The following is a 16,844-nucleotide window of genomic DNA, read 5'->3' on the forward strand; positions in this document are numbered from 1 at the left end:
ATCTGTTCGTCTGAAAATCTGCGTTTCATGATCCATCCTTTTCTCGGACGGATTACTAACACCTCAATGGCCTGAGTTCAGGGGGCTGGGTCAACATCCGCACGGCTCTCGCGCGTGTCTCAGGTGAATAGCGGTTCGCTCTGTTGTCTTTTTCCATGGCTCCAATCCTTCCTCGATTTGGAGCCTCCGGAAAACCCGGAGCGGTTCATCAGGTGGCGATCCAGTCGCTGATTAGCCGGCGAGACCGGAAATCATCCCGGAGGTCGCCGGGAGAGGCGGTTTCACTGAACGGTCTTTTCAAAGTAGTGGAACCCTGAAATGTCTGGTCTGTCCGCAATGCCCTTGATCAGAGTGAGCAGAGGCGTCTTTCCCAACGGGTAAGCCGTATCTATCGGACCGGCCTGTTTCAGGGCGCTGTATTCGCGCTCGCCATAGAACGCGGCCAGCAGTAGGTCATCGTCACTTTCGAACGGTCCGCGGCTATCACGCAGCCGGTTGATCGCGGGCGCAAGAAGCGCGCCCGGACGATCGGTGATCGGATCTGCACCGCGGGTAATCTTGTCGTAAAGGTTTTCATCGATGTTTCCTGCGATCTCTCCATAACCCCCGCGCACATAGAGACGCACTTCATCGGGAACGGAGTCATAGCGTTCCTGACCTTGATCGCGCCCCACCACATTCAGGATTGCCTGGGTTACGATGTATTGTGCGAAGGGGCTGACGATGATCGGGTATCCGAGATCTTCGCGGACATGCCAGGCTTCTTCGAGAATCTCGTTCAGCCTTCCATCAAGACCCATGGTTTCAAGTTGGTAGGCTAGGTTCGACACCATGCCGCCCGGGCACTGATGGTAAAAATGGAACTCGTCATATTCCTTGATCTCGCCCACGGGCTTGTCTTCGGCTGCGGCGATGAATGCCAGGCGTTCCGCGGCTTCCTTGATCGGCTCGAGATCGATCTGAACATCGTAACCGCGGCGGCGCAGATTCTGGGTAACCCTTTCGGTCGGGCTGTGGCTGACCCCATTTGCCAGCGTCGAAGTTGCGGTATGCACAACGTCCACGCCGTGTTCGACGGCCTGGAGAACGACATAGGGTGCCAGCCCCGAATTGCAGTGTGTGTGGATCTGCAACGGCATGTCACCCATGACTTTCTTGAGTGCAGGAACCAGCGTCGCGACGCGTTCCGGCCGCAGAAGGCCGCTGGCGTCCTTAAGAAAAATTCCGTCCACACCAAGTGCAATGAGTTCCTTGGCTTTCTTGACGTAATAGTCGTCGGTATGGACCGGGCTGTAGGTGAAGACCACGCCTCCCACGACGTGAATGCCGTGCTTCTTGGCTGCACGAATGGGAATCTCCAAATTGCGCATGTCGTTGAGCGCGTCATACGGCGTGTGGTACCGCATACCGTTCGCGGCGAAGCGCTCGGCGGCCAGTTCGACGATGTCGTCGGGAAAGAACTCGAAGGTGAACAGGCTTTGGCCACGCGTGTGAATGATCAGCGGGGTTTCAGTCACCCAGCTATTGAGAATTCGCATTCGTTCCCACGGATCCTCGTGCAAGTAGCGCACGCAAACATCGAAGACGGCGCCGCCGACAAGGTCGATCGCTTCAAAGCCGGCCCGATCGAGGCGAGGTGCGATTTCCTGCATCATGCCCGTCGTCATGCGTGTGGCCCATAGGCATTGATGAGCATCGCGCAGTGTTACGTCCACTAGGCGGATCGAGCGGTTCATTGGTCTCTCCCGTGAAGTTCCGGCAGGAAGCGTTCTTCGACCCACTTCGTATGGATATCGCTCTCTATGAAGTCCGGGTTGCTGACGATCTGAAGGTGCAGACCGAGGGTCGTGTCGATGCCCTCGATCCTGAACGTTGACAAAGCAGCGCGCGCACGCTCCAACGCTTGCGGGCGATCAGCGCCATGGACGATCAATTTTGCGACCATGGAGTCATAGTAAGGCAGCACTGTGCTCCCTGTGGTTACAAACCCGTCGATGCGCACGCCCGGGCCGCGCGGGGGTTCCCACTGCTGGATGCGACCGGGGGAAGGGCGAAAATCGTTTTCAAAGGACTCTGCGTTGATCCGGAACTCGATAGCGTGTCCAGCTCCGCTTTGCGGCGGTTCAACCGAGATGCTTTCGCCACGCGCGATGCGGAATTGTTCCGCGATCAAGTCCACGCCGGCCAGCATTTCCGAGACGGGATGTTCCACCTGTATGCGCGTATTCATCTCAATGAAGAAAAACTCGCGAGTTTGAGGGTCGAAAATGAACTCGACCGTCCCCGCGCCGCGATATTTCACGCCCTCAGTGAGCCGCACCGCACTGGCCTGGAGTTCTTCCCGCTCTTGCCTGGTCAGAACCGGAGAGGGAGCTTCTTCAAGAAGTTTCTGATGGCGCCGCTGAACAGTGCAGTCGCGTTCGCCAACATGGACGGCATTGCCTTTGCCATCGCCGAAAACCTGCACTTCGATGTGGCGGACCTTCGATATCAGACGTTCGAGATAGACTGATGCGTCGCCAAAGGCCTGTTCCGCTTCGCGGCTGGCCTGGTCGAAAAGGCCTGGAAACTCCTCGGGTGTCTGCGCAATCCGCATGCCTCGGCCACCGCCGCCTGCGCTCGCCTTGATGAGTATCGGAAATCCGATGCTCTCGATATCCGCGGCGCTGGACTCAGCACTGCTGACGGCTCCCTCCGAACCCGGGACAACGGGCACACCATGTTTCTTAGCGGTCTTTCTTGCTGCCGCCTTGTCGCCCATCAGGCGAATCGTTTCGGCGTCAGGGCCGATAAAAACCAACCCTTCCTTTTCGCATCGTTCGGCGAAATCGGCATTCTCTGCCAGAAAACCATAACCCGGATAAACGGCATCGCATCCGTGAGAAAGCGCGACGTGTAAAAGCGCATCCGTGTTCAGGTAGCTTTGCGCACTTGGGGCTGGTCCAATGCAGGCAGAATGAGTGGCTGCCCATACATGTGGAGAGGCAGCGTCGGGGGCGGAATAGACGGCCACCGACTCAAGGCCGAGCGAGTTGCAGGCGCGCACGGCGCGGAGCGCTATCTCGCCTCTGTTTGCGATCAGAACTTTCTTCACATCAATCCCGAATGGTCAAATTTCGATGTTCTTTAACGTGCCATAAATAAGATCAATGGCAATCAAAATTTCATATTGTAAAACAAAAAATTTCATTGTTTGGTATTTTGTAGTTTGATTCTACATTTGGAGACCAACTTCGTGACAGCGCCCGACATTATCAGCAGCCCAACAGGCGACCGCACCAGCATTGCTCAAAAGACCTTCGCGGTGATGGAGTGCGTCGGGTCTTCGGACCGCCCGCTCACCACTTCGGAGCTGGCGGTATTGCTCGATATGCCGAAGCCGACGGTGCACAGGATCGTGCATCAACTGGATATGGACGGGTTGTTGGTGCACGAGCCAGGCGGGCGCGGCTTTGTTCCTGGCCCCCGTCTGTTCAGCTTTGCTTTGAATGTCGTTCAGGCATCTGTGCGGCACGGGTCGAAGCGCGCTGTTCTCGAGCGGCTGTCGAAAGTGACCGGGGAAACCTGCAATTTTGGGCTCATCTCTGGCGGCGCGCTTCTATACGCGGATCGTGTTGAGTCATCCTGGCCGTTCGGACTGCGCTTCAGTGTCGGCTCTCGCGTGCCGTTGCATTGCACGTCGATGGGGAAGATGCTTCTTGCGCACCAGCCCAAACGGCGGCGGGAGCATCTGTTGGCGCTGTCGGATTTGCATGGTTACACCGACAATACCATTACGGATACCGATCGGCTGGAGGAGCATTTCGCCGAGATTCGCGCATCCGGCTACTCAATCGACGATCAGGAGTTTTTGGCCGGGGTGGTCTGTGCCGCTGTCCCTGTGCGTGATTCACGCGGCAAGGTTTGCGCCGCCATAGCGGTATCGGCTCCACAGGCGCGGATGCCAATTGCATTGGCGGTCGAACACATCCCTGCGCTGCTGGAGGCGGCGGAAGAGATATCTGCAACCTGGCTCATGGATGAAGAATAAGGGGAGCACCATGCTCAAGTATCAGGAAGTAGGCGAAATTCTGAGTCTGATCGACTCGTCATCCTGCGATGAGGTCGTGTTGGAAACGGAGGGTGTGAAACTTGTCGTGCGACGGCACGGTAGCGGAAGCGCCGTCTCTTCGGCGACTGCGCCGCCAGCAGCGACAGAAACGTCACAACCGACAATAGTCAACCCCGCGCCATCGCAGAGCGCAGAAACGCCTGCCGCTGCTGCTTTCGAAGGCGCGGGCGGCGAAGTCGTTCGCTCGCCTATGGTCGGAACTTTCTACGCGGCGCCCTCGCCCGATGAGCCCCCCTTCGTCGAGGTCGGCTCACGCATTCACAAGGGTGACCCGCTTTGCATGATCGAGGTCATGAAACTGTTCACCACGGTCCATGCCGAGACCGAGGGAACGGTCAGGAGTATCGGCGCCGAAAATGGTCAGTTGGTTGAGTTTGGCCAGGTCCTTTTCAGTATCGAGCCAAACTAGGGAGAGCCATTCGACGAGGGCATCGGGAGCTGCACAGGATCGTTGTTTGAACGCGGATATCAGGGAGGAAGCGCATGAAACCGAGACTTCAATCGACGGACAAGGTTGTGCTGACGGTCGCACCAACGGGAGGGCTTCACGGAAAGGAAGCGAACTCTGCTCTGCCGGAGCAGCCCGAAGACATCATCGATGCGTTTGCCGACTGCTACGAGGCGGGAGCGACGATTGCGCATATCCATGTCCGCGACAAAGAAGGACGCACCTCATGTGACCCGGTGATCTATGGAGAAGTGATCGCAGGCATCAAGGAGAGATGCCCGGACATGATCACCCAGGTCGGCAATGGGATAGGAATCCGGCGCGAGGGAGAGGGCCGCTGGACCGGCTTCACGCAGGCGGAGCGGATGGCGCTGCTGGATATCGATCCGGCGCCAGACATGCTGACCGTCAACGCGGGCACGTTCCATTTTCAGCACAAGGATGCGGAGTTCCTCTTCGACAACTCCAAGGCCTGGAACCGGGAGTTCATTACCGGCTGTCGCGAGCGCGGGATCGTTAACGAGCTAGAGGTGTATGACATCAGCCATGTCCTGAACATGGTGCAGCTTCGCGACGAGGGCATCCTGACCGACCCGATGCATTTCAGTTTCGTTCTGGGCATCAATGGCGGAGTGGCGGCCGAGCCGAAATACCTTCTCACGATGCTCGAGGCGATCCCCGAGAACTCGAACTGGCAAATCGTCTCGGTCGGACGCTCGCAATTGCCGCTCACCACGATGGCTGTCGCAATGGGCGGCAACATGAGAACCGGTTTCGAGGATACGGTTTTCTATGCCAAGGGCGAGCTTGCCCAGAGCAATCGGCAATTGGTTGAACGTGCAGGACGGATCATCAATGAACTCGGGCGCGAGGTCGCGGATATCGACTATGCGCGCGCCATGTTGCACCACAAGCCAAACGATCCGACGGGTCGTGGCGTGAGCGGCTAGATCATGACGGATCCCATTTTCGATGTTTCGGGCCGTGTCGTTCTGGTCGCCGGAGGTGCGCGAGGGCTGGGACTGGAGCTTGCCAAAGGTCTCGCGCAACGGGGCGCGCATATCGTGCTGGCCGACAGCTTGGCGGAAGAGGCCGCGGAGGTTGTCACACAACTCGACGGAAGCGGGCACTTTTCCACCTCCCTCGATGTGACGGATGAAAAGAGCGTCAAGGATGTTTTCCACCTGATCCGGTCGCGGGTCGGACGTCTGGACTCGCTTCTCAACAGCGCCGGAATCGCAAGATTCGCACCCGCAGTCGACATGCGGGCGGAGGATTTCGTCCAGACGATGGCAGTCAATGTGACCGGTGCCTTCTATCTTTCTCGTATCGCCGCACGCGTCATGATGGAGCAGGACGAGGGCGGTCAGATCGTACACCTGGCGTCAGTGTCAAGCACTGTCGTGAACGAGAACTATGCGGCTTATTCGCCCAGCAAGGCCGCGCTGGCGCAGCTCGTGAGGATTCTCGCGATGGAATGGGCGCGCAAGGGAATCACCGTCAATGCGATTGGCCCTGCAGTAATCAGGACACCGATGACGGAAACCACCTTGCTGGCTGACGCGGAAACCCGGGCACACGCACTCGCGCAAATCCCGATGGGCCGGTTCGGAGAGCCAAGCGATCTTCTTGGAAGCGCGCTGCTGCTGATGTCGCCCGCAGGGCGCTTCATTACCGGTCAGACCATCTATGTCGATGGCGGCAGGACACTCAAGTAACGCCAAGGGAGGAGGTGCAGTAAAACGAAAGCAACTGACAACAGCGTCCTGACGAACATGGGCGCGACGATTGAAAAACAGGGAGGAAAAAATGAAACAAGAGAAATTCTGGAGTGTTCGGTCACTCGTATCGGCCGCGACCATCGCGGCGGGTGTCATGACCGGTTCGATGGCCACTTCCCAAGAGGTCATCCCCATGCTGGCTTGCCCTCTTGGCTGCGGCGTGGTGCAGACCAACACGGTGCTGGCGGCACGGATGGCGCGAGACGATTCCGACATCCTGCCGGCGGCACAGGAGACCCCGGGCTTCATGTATAATGTCCGGGCCATGGCTGAGGAGGCGCGTTGGAAGACAACGGTTTTCGGCACTGAAGACACGGTTATCCAGGCCGCTTTTCAAGGCGGCAGGGAAGGACTCGAAAAATTCATGCCTCAGGCGGTGCCGATCAAATTCAAGCTGCTTTTCGGTATCGGCGGTGTTGCCCAGGGGAAATTCTTCATCACGCTTGATCCCTCGATCAAATCCATTGAGGACCTTAAGGGAAAGCGTGTCTCGCTTGGTCTGCCCACCCAGAGCGACTGGGGCATGGCTGCAACTCTTTTGCTGGAACATGGATATGGTATCACGGATGAGAATACCGACATCCGCAACGTGACGCCGCCTGTGATGACGCAGGAGCTTATTGACGGCACGACCGACGCAGCACTTGTAGCGCTTCTGACCAATGCCGACAATGATCTGTGGTGGACCAACGATCTTGCCAGCAAGATCGAGGCGTCAGGCAAGGAGATCACCTATCTTGGCGTGACCGAGGAGGCGATTGATGCCGTCAACGAAGAGTTCGGGATGACGCTGATCAAGGTCAACGTCCCAGCGGGCAGCATGCCTGGTCAGAAGGAAGATTTCCTCGCTGGCGTGAACCGCGCCTATAACGCGGTTCACCCGGAGTTTCCGGAAGACAAGGCATACAAGCTCGTCATGGCTGTGCACAAGCATGGTCCGGCCCTGCGTGATACCGGAACCGGCTTCTGGAAGTTCTGGTCGGAGGCGACCATGATCGACGGTCTCTCGGAAGAAACAGCTCATCCCGGTGCCATCAAGGCCTACAAGGAACTTGGCATCTGGGATCGGGCCGCGGATTTCTCGCCGGTCAGGTATCCCGAGAAATAAGCACTCGTCCGCAACCCAAGAAGACAGAAGGCGTGAGCGCCTTCTGTCGCTTCAATGATGTCTTGAAGATAGGACCGATTGATGTCTCATCAGGTTTTAGCCATGTCCAAGATGTCCCTATCGGGCCGTCTAGTCGAGTTTGCGGTATGGTTCGTAGGGTTGAGCCTCGTGGGTTACCTGGCAATCTCCGTCTTCGGCCTTGTGTCGCATGGGCCGGAGTTCTACGTGAACTTCGCGATTGGCATCGTCGCCATGAGCGGCTTGCTGGCCCTGAGTGAAATCAGCAGCCCCGCACAGGTAAGCGATGAGGATGCACAGCACAGGCGCTACCCTGCTCTTCAGAGAATCGGCGTCATTCTCGCCATGCTCTGCGGGCTGGCGGGACTCGGATATCTGAGATGGTATCTGGACTGGATTGTCCTCAATGCCCCGTTCTTCGATCAGGTGACAGTCGCTTCCGGCTTCCTGACCATGATCGGAATCATCTATCTCACATGGTTTCACTGGGGGTTATTGCTGGCCAGTCTTTGTGCCGGTTCGATCCTGTATTTCTTTTTCGGCCAGCATATTCCAATAGCGCTTCTCAAGCACCCGGGGTATTCGGACGCCTTCGTCATGAACTACGTCTCCCTGAACACGAACCAGGGGTTTTTCCAGTTCTCCGGGGTGGCCGCAGACCAAATCTACCTTTTGGTGCTTTTCGGGACGACGCTTCTCGGAGCAGGTATGCTCCGACTGACCATTGAACTGGGCAAGGCTGCGGGACGACGGGTGCGCGGTGGTGCGGCGCTGCCGGCGATCATCGCAAGCGGCTCGATTGGCGCGGTCATGGGACAGGCGGTGTCCAATGTGGTGCTGAGCGGTCGTTTTACCATCCCGATGATGAAGCGTCACAAGTTCGGCTCGGCTATGTCCGGCGCGATTGAAGCATCCGCATCCTCGGCAGGTCAGATTCTTCCGCCCATTCTGGGCCTCGGCGGTTTCCTGATAGCGGCATTTCTCGGGCTTCCGTATGTTCAGGTCGCTCTTGCTGCATTGATACCGGGTCTGCTCTATCTGACGGGTGTCGCTTTTGCGGTTGGAAACTATTCTCTTTACCGAGGCCTTCCAAAACTGGATGAACCTGTGGATCATCAGCTGATCTGGCGGATGGCACCCACATTCCTCGTGTCCTTCGTCGTCGTGATCTGGCTTCTGCTCGGCTTCCGGTCCGCGGGATATGCCGCTTTGGCGGGCATTGCGGTGGCCCTGGGCCTCTCGCTTCTTCAGGGGCGCTACCGCCCCTCCGCTGCCGATCTCGTGTCCTCTCTTCGCGAAGGACTGGTTCTGACGACACTTCTGTCGCTTCTTATCCTCGCGATAGGGCCCTTGGGGCAGGTGATGACCAGCACGAACCTTTCCGGCCGTCTGGCGACATTGCTGGCGACCATGCTTCCGGACAGCGAGATACTGCTCCTGATCGGGGCGATGCTATTGTCGCTCGTCTTGGGCATGGGGCTTCCGACACCGATCGCATATGTGGTGGCTTCGCTCGCTGTGGTGCCTTTCCTTCAGGAGGTGGGCGTGGATCTGCTTCGCGCGCATTTCTTCGTGTTCTATTTCGCCGTGTTCTCCACTTTGTCACCACCTGTGGCCGTATCGGTTCTTGCAGCGGCAAAACTGGCGCGCGCGTCCTTCTGGTCCACGATTGTTCGTTCGCTTCAGATCGCCAGCACGACATTCATCATTCCCTTCGCTGTCGTCTTCAACAAACCGCTGCTGGATTTCCCGAATGTCAATTACCTGATCATCATGCCGGTCCTGGAGGTCCTGGCGACGCAGTTTGCCTGTGCAATCGCCGCCTTCGGGTATTGCTTCATGAAACTCGGATGGATCGGGCGCGGATATTTCCTGATCGTTGTCGCCATCGGATACGTCACTCTCACCCAGCATGGTCGGCCCATCGTGCTTGATATCGCCCTGTTCGGCAGTCTGACGATCGGGCTTGTGGCCTGTTTGGTCTATTCGCGACTGCGACCCGCAACGGCCACATGATCAGCGTCCCCAAGCTTTTGTCAGACGCGGACATGCTTGGGGACCGCAGTTGAACACGCGTCAGACAAGAGAGACCCCATGATTCTGATCGGTCGATTCCTTTCCCCATACACCCGGCGTGTCGCGGTCAGTCTGAACATCTTGGGAATGCCGTTCGAACGCAGGCCATTGACCGCCTGGCACAATCTCGAGGACGTGCGGGAGGTCAACCCGGTCGGTAGGATTCCCGCGCTCATCCTGGACGATGGCGAAGTGTTGTTCGAAAGCAGCGCCATTCTGGACCACCTGGACCAGGTCGTGGGGCCGGGGCGCGCGTTGCTGCCACCTCGTGAGCCTGATCGCAGGGCGGACCTTCGCATTCTGGCGGTCGGACTGGGGGTCATGGATAAGGCCGCTGCGGCCCGCTACGAGATGGTGATGCGCCCCGAGGACAAGATCCACCAACCTTGGGTGGATCATAACCTAGGGCAGGTGCGATCGGGCTTGGATTGGCTCAATGCGCATTTCTCGCCACGTCCCGCAAGTGACGATCTTCCTCAGACGGTCATCACCACAGTCGTAATGTATGACTTTCTGAATATCGCTCTTGGCGATCATCTTGAAATGGACCGCTATGAATCGCTTGGCGCCCTGAGCCGCAAATGGCGCGAAACGGACATCTTCCGGGAAACCCACCCCGATATCGATACCAAACAGGAGTAGTAAGCCGTGGCAAAACCTTGCATCATCTGCGTCGCAATCACCGGTTCCGTGCCAAGAAAGAAAGATAATCCAGCAGTTCCGATCAGCGTGTCGGAACAGGTGGAATCGGTGCAGGAAGCCTATGAGGCCGGCGCATCCATCGCTCATTGCCACGTCCGCAATGATGACGAGAGCCCGACGACCGATCCCGAGCGCTTCGCGCGTCTGAAAGAGGCGCTCGAAAAGCATTGTCCGGAGATCATCATCCAGTTCTCGACCGGCGGGCGCACTGGGACTGGCAGGGATCGAGGAGGGATGCTGCCGCTTCGGCCGGAAATGGCGTCGCTCACGACCGGATCCAACAATTTTCCCAACAGGGTGTACGAGAATGCTCCGGAACTCATAGACTGGCTAGCTTCGGAAATGCGCAAATATGATGTGAAACCTGAAGTTGAGGCCTTCGATCTGGGACATATCTTTCAGGCGGCCGCCATGAACCGCGACGGACGGATACCGGGTTCACTGTATATTCAGTTCGTGATGGGCGTGAAGAACGCGATGCCAGTGGATCGGGAAGTTTTCGATTTCTATGTCAAGACCGTTCGCCGGCTTGCACCCGACGCAGAATGGTGTGCAGCCGGGATCGGACCGCATCAGATAACGCTCAATGAATGGTGCATCGAGAATGGCGGACATTGCAGAACCGGACTCGAAGACAACATCCGACTCGACAAGGAGACGCTCGCTCCGTCGAATGCCGCACTGGTCCGCCGCACTGTGGAACTTTGCCAAAAGCATGATCGACCGGTTTCGACGCCGACAGATGCGCGGCGAATTCTCGGCCTGCAACCGAGGGGCTCGTGAGACGGTCAGGCGAACTTGGTTTCCACAACGCTTATCTTGACTCGTCGTCGTTATCAGCCGCTATCATGATCGCATGAAATATCAGATTCGTCTGCAAGGAGGTTTTTCGGGGGGAAAGTTTCATGCCGACACAAGACTCGACTGACAAGGATTTTCACGACTATCTCACTGGCCTCAATACCGGATATTCGGGTGGGACCATGATGGGTGAGTTGGGTAAGTCCCATCGCGGTGAGCAGCCAGCAGCGCCTACGACGCCGACCTCGGGGTCCAGCCCATTCGTGATGATCAACGACACAGTGTTCGACGGGATCGCGGACGGCATCAACGACTGGTTCGTTGATCTCACGACCGCTCGGACCTTCCATGTTTTCGCACTCCTGGTTGGTGTCGGAGTGGCTCTCGCAGCTATTTTTATATGGTCACTGACGCTCGGAATGGCGCCGGGTGTCGGCATTATCGGTTGGGTGTGCGTCTATGCCGTCCCAAGACTTCTGGGTGGCTCGGCGTTGCTCGCCGCCGCATGTATAAGAATTGCCTACGGTCTCTTGAAAATCGCGACACTCATGGCCTTGGGCTTCGGGCTACTCTGGCTCGCGGCCACCTATCTCATGCAGTGAGCGGGTAGAACTGAGCCCGCACGGATTTCTCCTCCTTTGGCAGTGTGCTCCCGACGCGAGCAGAATGTGCTATGGTTTCGATTTGGATGTAAATTTTCACATTGTCATTTGAAAAGGGCCTCAAGTTATGAGTTGGAATGCTACGTGGCGTGCTTGCGTTATGGCAATAGCATTCCCACTCACGCTCGCCACCACATCACCTGCACACGCTTATCTCAACGACGTCTGCCGAGGCCCCGCCCTGACGCGTGGCTATATTCAGTATCACGGCGGGGAACTCCGAAAACATTACAATGCTCAGAAGGCTGCACTGGAGGACACGTACTTCGAGATTTATCACCGGCTCTCAGAAGAAAACTCTAAAGAGCGAAAGCAGATCACCGAGTATTACGAAAAGACGATCGCTGCCGCACGAGATGCGGATGACAAAGCCACAGCCAAACGCCTTGAAGAGGACCGCAAAGAAATCCGGGGTATTGTAAGAGAGGAGTATTCTCAGCAGAAACAGGATTTGTTCGACTGGAAGCGGGCCAAATCGGATGAACTTCATCGCGCATTCAAGGCAAGGGAGCTATTGATACGTGCGTCTGCGATTGCGGTGACTCTGCCAGGGCAATTGCGTTGCGGCATTTCGCTGACACTCGGCGCCGCAACCGCGGTCTCGCCGGCGGGGCTCGCTCGTTCTTTGGCAGTTGCTGAAACTGTCCTCGAACCGGGCTGGGAGACGGGGCTTGGGCTTCTAAACAACAAGGCCCTCAGTGCGGCGGTCCAATTCAACGGCTTGCTTCGCCAGAATCTGGATCAAGCTTGGCTTGATAAGAATCTCGAGGCCGGACTGAATGCGGGGTTTTCCCACGACGATATGGTCCGGTTTTCAAAACAACGCGTTCGACCTTCTGAAAAGTTCATGTCCGGTTTCGAGCCTATTCCCGGATCACAGCCGATACCTTCAGACGGAACGTCAGAGATCATACCCGGCCAACCAACAAGCGCGCCCGCTGCTCAGAGCGAGAAGTCGGGAGATCCGACAATTCGTTTGCGTGACATGGACTGATTGTTCAGCCGCTTGCTGTCTCTTGAGGCGCCATAAATGACGCTGACTTTGAGAATTAGGCGATTCTATGATAAAATCGGGGCCTTATTTTGCAAAAAGAGATTCTGGTGTGATCATGTTGAAGCGTATCGCAATTTTTTTGACCCTCTCGATGGGTCTTCATTCTACCCCCGTGCACTCTGACAGCTTGAACCGAATTCTCAACGGGGCCCGGATAATCAATGAGGCCGACCGGATATTGCGGCGAGGGCAGGGAAATGCGCAGACGCCCAGCACCGCTCAGAACCCCCAACGGTCCGAGCCGCGTGTTGTTCAGCAGCCGAGCATGTCTCGGCAGGATATCAGAGAAATCCAGTCACTGCTGTCACAAGCAGGTTACGATCCGGGTCCCGCCGATGGGATTATGGGCGGAAGAACGCGCGACGCAATTACCGCCTTCCAGCGTGACAACGGTATGCAGGCGACTGGTCGCCCCAGCACACGCCTTCAGGACGACCTACGTTGGGCCGCAGCGCAAAACCCCGTCCAGAAAGATCGCAGAACGTCCTCATCCGGCCCAAGCTTCGATTGCGGCCGCGCATCGACGCCAACCGAGTTTGCGATCTGCGGTTCGCCAGACCTTGCTGAATTGGATCGTGCGATCGCGCGAAACTATTCAGCTGCCATGAGTGGTGCGGATTCCAGAACCGAAGCGCAAATCAAGAATAGTCAAAAGGCTTGGTTGTCACAGCGAAATTCTTGTGGCGCAGATGTCCAGTGCCTCGTCAACTCCATGGCGGTCCGGTCTCAAAATCTGGCAGTTGTCGCATCAAAGAGCGGGGGACGTGTCGGATCGGACGAAACACGCCGATCTCAAGGAGAGGATCGGGATGTCGCTCGTAAGCCGGATCAAGAACCCGGCCCAACGGTTTCCGAAGCCGACATCTTCATTGCCTACATGGGAGGGTATCTGAACCGGGAGTGGAAAAATAACAGCCGCGGGCAAAACCCGACGGACACCGTCAAATCCCTCGTTGGCACACAACTGCTTGGAACAGAGCTTGAAGGGCCTTTTCTGGCATCATTTCCGCTGAGCGAGTGGGAAATCCGTGATGCCCTTGCGCGTGCTGATGTACAGCCATCAAGAACGCTCGATCTCATGCTTTCTAAAGGGCAGATCACGTCACTTTTACGGCTCAGGGAATTCTCACGTATAGACCAGAATGAGTTTGCCCGGAGGCGGGTAGAAAGTGAGCTCCGGAAAACTCTGATTGAGAAAGTCCGCGCGAGCGCAAGAGAGGCCGTTGACGTTACGCTGGTTTGCTCGGTCAACGTGGGTGATTATGATTTCGATCGTCAACTATACCCGCTCGACCCGGGTGATATCGAAAGGTGTTTTGAGGCGGAGCCCAATGCTGTCGGTAATGTAGCGGGCCTGAAGGTAAAACTGCCGATCGAGGCCCAATCCAGGCCAGAAGCCTTCCCGATCGACCCCACCAGCGCAGAAAAGATCGTGGAGCGCATCGGAGGTACACGCTTCGCAATCGCAATGCCTGCCACATTGCGTGGGCACCTCACAGAAGAACAGAACGGGCGTCCTGCCTTGAGGATAACGGCGACAGTAACCGGCCCGATTGAGCTGCGGTCAGCCTTTGATCTCACCGAGGTGCTCTACCGGTTTTCGGAATCCGATCTCAGGGATGTCGATGATACACCAGAGGCGCGGCGCTTATCCGACCTCGATCGGGCGTGGTGGCTGGAAAATGCTGATGAAGTTGCTGTCATCGCTGCCCGCGCGCAACAGAGCACGCTCGACGATCTTGCCAAGCAGGATTTCTTCTCTGGCGAGACCGGCCTGAAGTTTGCCTTCAGAGCCAATTATGATGACGAGCTGGCAAGGTCCGGACGCTCGCTTTCTGATTTCGTTCATCTGCGAAACCGCGACCTCGACTTCGTGGCCCGGGCTCTTGGCCTGCCGCTCGATGCCATCATCCATACTGCGGTCCCGGCTCCATCCTCGGTATCTGCGTTCGACAGCGTCATTCTGCTCCTCCCACAGTCGGCTGACGCGTACCCGGTCGACCAGGCACTGCCTGCATATGAAAACAGAGACGGAGGGCGTCCGTTTTCAAACCTTGAGATAACAGTCACCGCAGAGCATATTGTGACAATGCCGGATGGGTCTGAGCGCCTGGTTTTGGCGGGTCATCCAAGGCGGCTCGTCATCCGCCGTGCGCACAACAAGATCAGATGGCAAGATGCGCCCGAGATAGCGCATGTCGTGTTCTCTGAAACGCAGCGGCAAGACTATGAGAGCGTGGACCTCGCTTGGCAGTCTGACCTGATCTTAAATGCCCAAGAGTTCGTCGATCTTTCTCCAGAGGAAATCATCCAGCAACAGGTGGAAAATAGCTGGGTTGGCGGCTCTGATGCCTTCGCCAAGAGAGCCGCAGCTACTGAACTCCTTGAGCTGTCCAGAGACAGAGCGAAAGCTCCTTCTGCTCCGTGGGTGAAGGCTGGCATCCGTATGGACGCGTATGACTTCAATCGAGAGGGCTGGCCGGTCAGAAGCATAAGCCTGACCTTCAACGAAGGGGCGCCTGAAGCCGACAGAGCGATGTCGTTAACTGCGATGAGTGATGCAAAAGATCGCGGCATCTTCATTCCCGCGCTTCCCGATGTGGCACAGAACCTTCAAAATAATTCTGAATCCTTCCCCAAGCTCGATGCGCTCATGTCCATCAGGGTTACGGGCATCGACACGTCTTATGGCTCCAACCTTGGGCAGCATATCACGTTGCTTTACACGCCAGTTGAGGTCGTTCTGTTCGACGCCGGTAGAAGCCAGCTTGTCATTGAGGACGAGGACGTGTTGCTGCGCCATCGCTACGCGGAGCCCGAAGTGATCGCCCAATCTCAGGACGATGCAACTGACGGAATTGACGTGTCGATATCGTCTGGCTCTTTCTCTATCCTGGATGTCGCCATTGGAGATGATTTCCAGGCGTCAGTAGATTCTCTGTCGCGCCGCATTGGCGCGGACATGCGTTACCAAGCAACTTTGGAAGGTCGGCAAGAATACGTTAAACAGAATAACGTTGGATCAATCGAGAGCTTCGCCGCCTACCACAGCGCCATTTTGTTGGAGGCCTCCGGAAAGAAAGAGCTCGTTGCGATCTACCATGAAGCTCCGGGGCTGGAAGATACCGTAACTGCGGTTTCCAGGACGCGCATTTTCCCGGAAGGCGGTGGACCCACCTGGAAACAGCTTCGCACGCAACTGATGCGGACTTATGAAACGCTAGACACAGCAGCGTTGCCAGAAGATGGACAACCGACCAACATTGAGATTTGGGACTGGCCGCAGGATACCGACCTTCGTGCGACAACCTCGGATCAGAGGACTTGCATGCGTTCTGTGATGACAGGCAGCAAGGGTAATGCCAGCGCCATGGTCCGGGACAAGAAAAAGCGTACCCAAGGATATTTCGCTCCCGTGGACACTCGTGCAGCGTGGTTTGATGAGAATGGTGATGCAACTGTGCCGCCGGTAGCGAGCCCGTTATCACTGCCAATGCTATTTGGAGATGCTGCGGAATGCCCAGACCATGAAGTGATGGTGCTTGCCTTGAGCTATGGTGCAGACGGAAGAATCGTGGAGTTCCGGCAAGCCATCTCGAATCCGGCTGCGATCAACAGAATTGCTGAGAAGCAGAGGGAGGACGGCGCTGAAGTTCAGTCAACGGAGGCAGAGGACTTTGATCTTTGACAGTGAAATCTGCCAAGTGTTGTCAGGCACCTGACCTTTAATCGTTAAGCCCAGAGAGTACTTGTTTCTCCGGATTTCCTTTGAGCCTGGTTGTTCAAGAGACTTGATGCGACCCGTTTCTTGTTCTCAGCAGCGCTGCTCCGATCTGCTTTGTGATCGCTGTGGCGCATCCTGCGGCAGCGCAATCATTGAAGCCCAGCAAAAAATCTGGGTGAAAGGTGTCCTGTGCCGCCGATCGGGGTGCTTTGGAAAACAGGGAAAGAAGTAGGTTTCTCGGCCCAGCCAAAATCATTGTTGAGCTATGCGTGATTTTGGGTGACGCGGCCTGATCAAGCGGCGCGGTTTGCAGTGTCGTTTGTGGCGACACCGTCGGTGAATGTGACGCCTTCGATGAC

14 protein-coding genes are annotated in these 16,844 nt (G+C 56.8%); 11 read left to right on the forward strand and 3 right to left on the reverse strand.

Annotated features, from left to right (window positions below; all coding sequences use genetic code 11):
- Positions 1–281 precede the first annotated feature (281 nt).
- Positions 282–1,736, reverse strand: a complete 1,455-nt coding sequence (locus tag N5A93_RS18900; RefSeq protein ID WP_268956651.1) for a pyruvate carboxylase subunit B — start codon at positions 1,734–1,736, stop codon at positions 282–284.
- Positions 1,733–3,094: an acetyl-CoA carboxylase biotin carboxylase subunit gene (locus tag N5A93_RS18905; RefSeq protein WP_268956652.1), complete on the reverse strand. Its 1,362-nt coding sequence runs from the start codon at positions 3,092–3,094 to the stop codon at positions 1,733–1,735. The genes N5A93_RS18900 and N5A93_RS18905 overlap by 4 nt, the downstream gene beginning before the upstream one ends.
- 126 nt (positions 3,095–3,220) lie before the next feature.
- Here N5A93_RS18905 and N5A93_RS18910 point away from each other — a divergent pair, with 126 nt between their 5' ends.
- The 11 genes from N5A93_RS18910 to N5A93_RS18960 all read left to right on the forward strand — a co-directional run bounded on the left by N5A93_RS18910 (position 3,221) and on the right by N5A93_RS18960 (position 16,449).
- Positions 3,221–4,030: an IclR family transcriptional regulator gene (locus tag N5A93_RS18910; protein WP_268956653.1), complete on the forward strand. Its 810-nt coding sequence runs from the start codon at positions 3,221–3,223 to the stop codon at positions 4,028–4,030.
- A gap of 10 nt (positions 4,031–4,040) precedes the next feature.
- On the forward strand, positions 4,041–4,520 hold the full coding sequence (accB, locus tag N5A93_RS18915) for an acetyl-CoA carboxylase biotin carboxyl carrier protein (protein WP_268956654.1): 480 nt from the start codon (positions 4,041–4,043) through the stop codon (positions 4,518–4,520).
- Between the two features lie 74 nt (positions 4,521–4,594).
- Positions 4,595–5,509, forward strand: a complete 915-nt coding sequence (locus N5A93_RS18920) for a beta-keto acid cleavage family enzyme (RefSeq protein ID WP_268956655.1) — start codon at positions 4,595–4,597, stop codon at positions 5,507–5,509.
- A gap of 3 nt (positions 5,510–5,512) precedes the next feature.
- Positions 5,513–6,277, forward strand: a complete 765-nt coding sequence (locus tag N5A93_RS18925; RefSeq protein WP_268956656.1) for an SDR family NAD(P)-dependent oxidoreductase — start codon at positions 5,513–5,515, stop codon at positions 6,275–6,277.
- A gap of 91 nt (positions 6,278–6,368) precedes the next feature.
- A complete protein-coding gene (locus tag N5A93_RS18930) occupies positions 6,369–7,448 on the forward strand; it encodes a TAXI family TRAP transporter solute-binding subunit (RefSeq protein ID WP_268956657.1) in 1,080 nt (359 codons plus the stop codon).
- An 81-nt stretch (positions 7,449–7,529) separates the two neighbouring features.
- Entirely contained in the window at positions 7,530–9,482 is a 1,953-nt protein-coding gene (locus N5A93_RS18935; RefSeq protein ID WP_268956658.1) for a TRAP transporter permease, read from the forward strand.
- 78 nt (positions 9,483–9,560) lie between these two features.
- Positions 9,561–10,184, forward strand: coding sequence for a glutathione S-transferase family protein (locus tag N5A93_RS18940; RefSeq protein WP_268956659.1), 624 nt, complete (start codon positions 9,561–9,563; stop codon positions 10,182–10,184).
- 6 nt (positions 10,185–10,190) lie between these two features.
- Entirely contained in the window at positions 10,191–11,027 is an 837-nt protein-coding gene (locus N5A93_RS18945; RefSeq protein WP_268956660.1) for a 3-oxoadipate:acetyl-CoA acetyltransferase, read from the forward strand.
- 122 nt (positions 11,028–11,149) lie between these two features.
- Complete coding sequence (locus tag N5A93_RS18950) at positions 11,150–11,647, forward strand: hypothetical protein (RefSeq protein ID WP_268956661.1); 498 nt, start codon at positions 11,150–11,152, stop codon at positions 11,645–11,647.
- Positions 11,648–11,807: 160 nt separating this feature from the next.
- On the forward strand, positions 11,808–12,701 hold the full coding sequence (locus N5A93_RS18955; RefSeq protein WP_268956662.1) for a hypothetical protein: 894 nt from the start codon (positions 11,808–11,810) through the stop codon (positions 12,699–12,701).
- Between the two features lie 115 nt (positions 12,702–12,816).
- Positions 12,817–16,449 carry a peptidoglycan-binding protein gene (locus tag N5A93_RS18960; protein WP_268956663.1) on the forward strand — a complete coding sequence of 1,211 codons (3,633 nt, stop codon included), beginning with the start codon at positions 12,817–12,819 and terminating at the stop codon, positions 16,447–16,449.
- Between the two features lie 94 nt (positions 16,450–16,543).
- Here N5A93_RS18960 and N5A93_RS18965 read toward each other — a convergent pair.
- Positions 16,544–16,844 (reverse strand): hypothetical protein (locus N5A93_RS18965; RefSeq protein WP_268956664.1); only part of this gene is annotated, 301 nt, incomplete at its 5' end.

Origin of the sequence: Roseovarius salincola (genome assembly GCF_026891095.1) — a bacterium.
Lineage (GTDB): Bacteria > Pseudomonadota > Alphaproteobacteria > Rhodobacterales > Rhodobacteraceae > Roseovarius > Roseovarius salincola.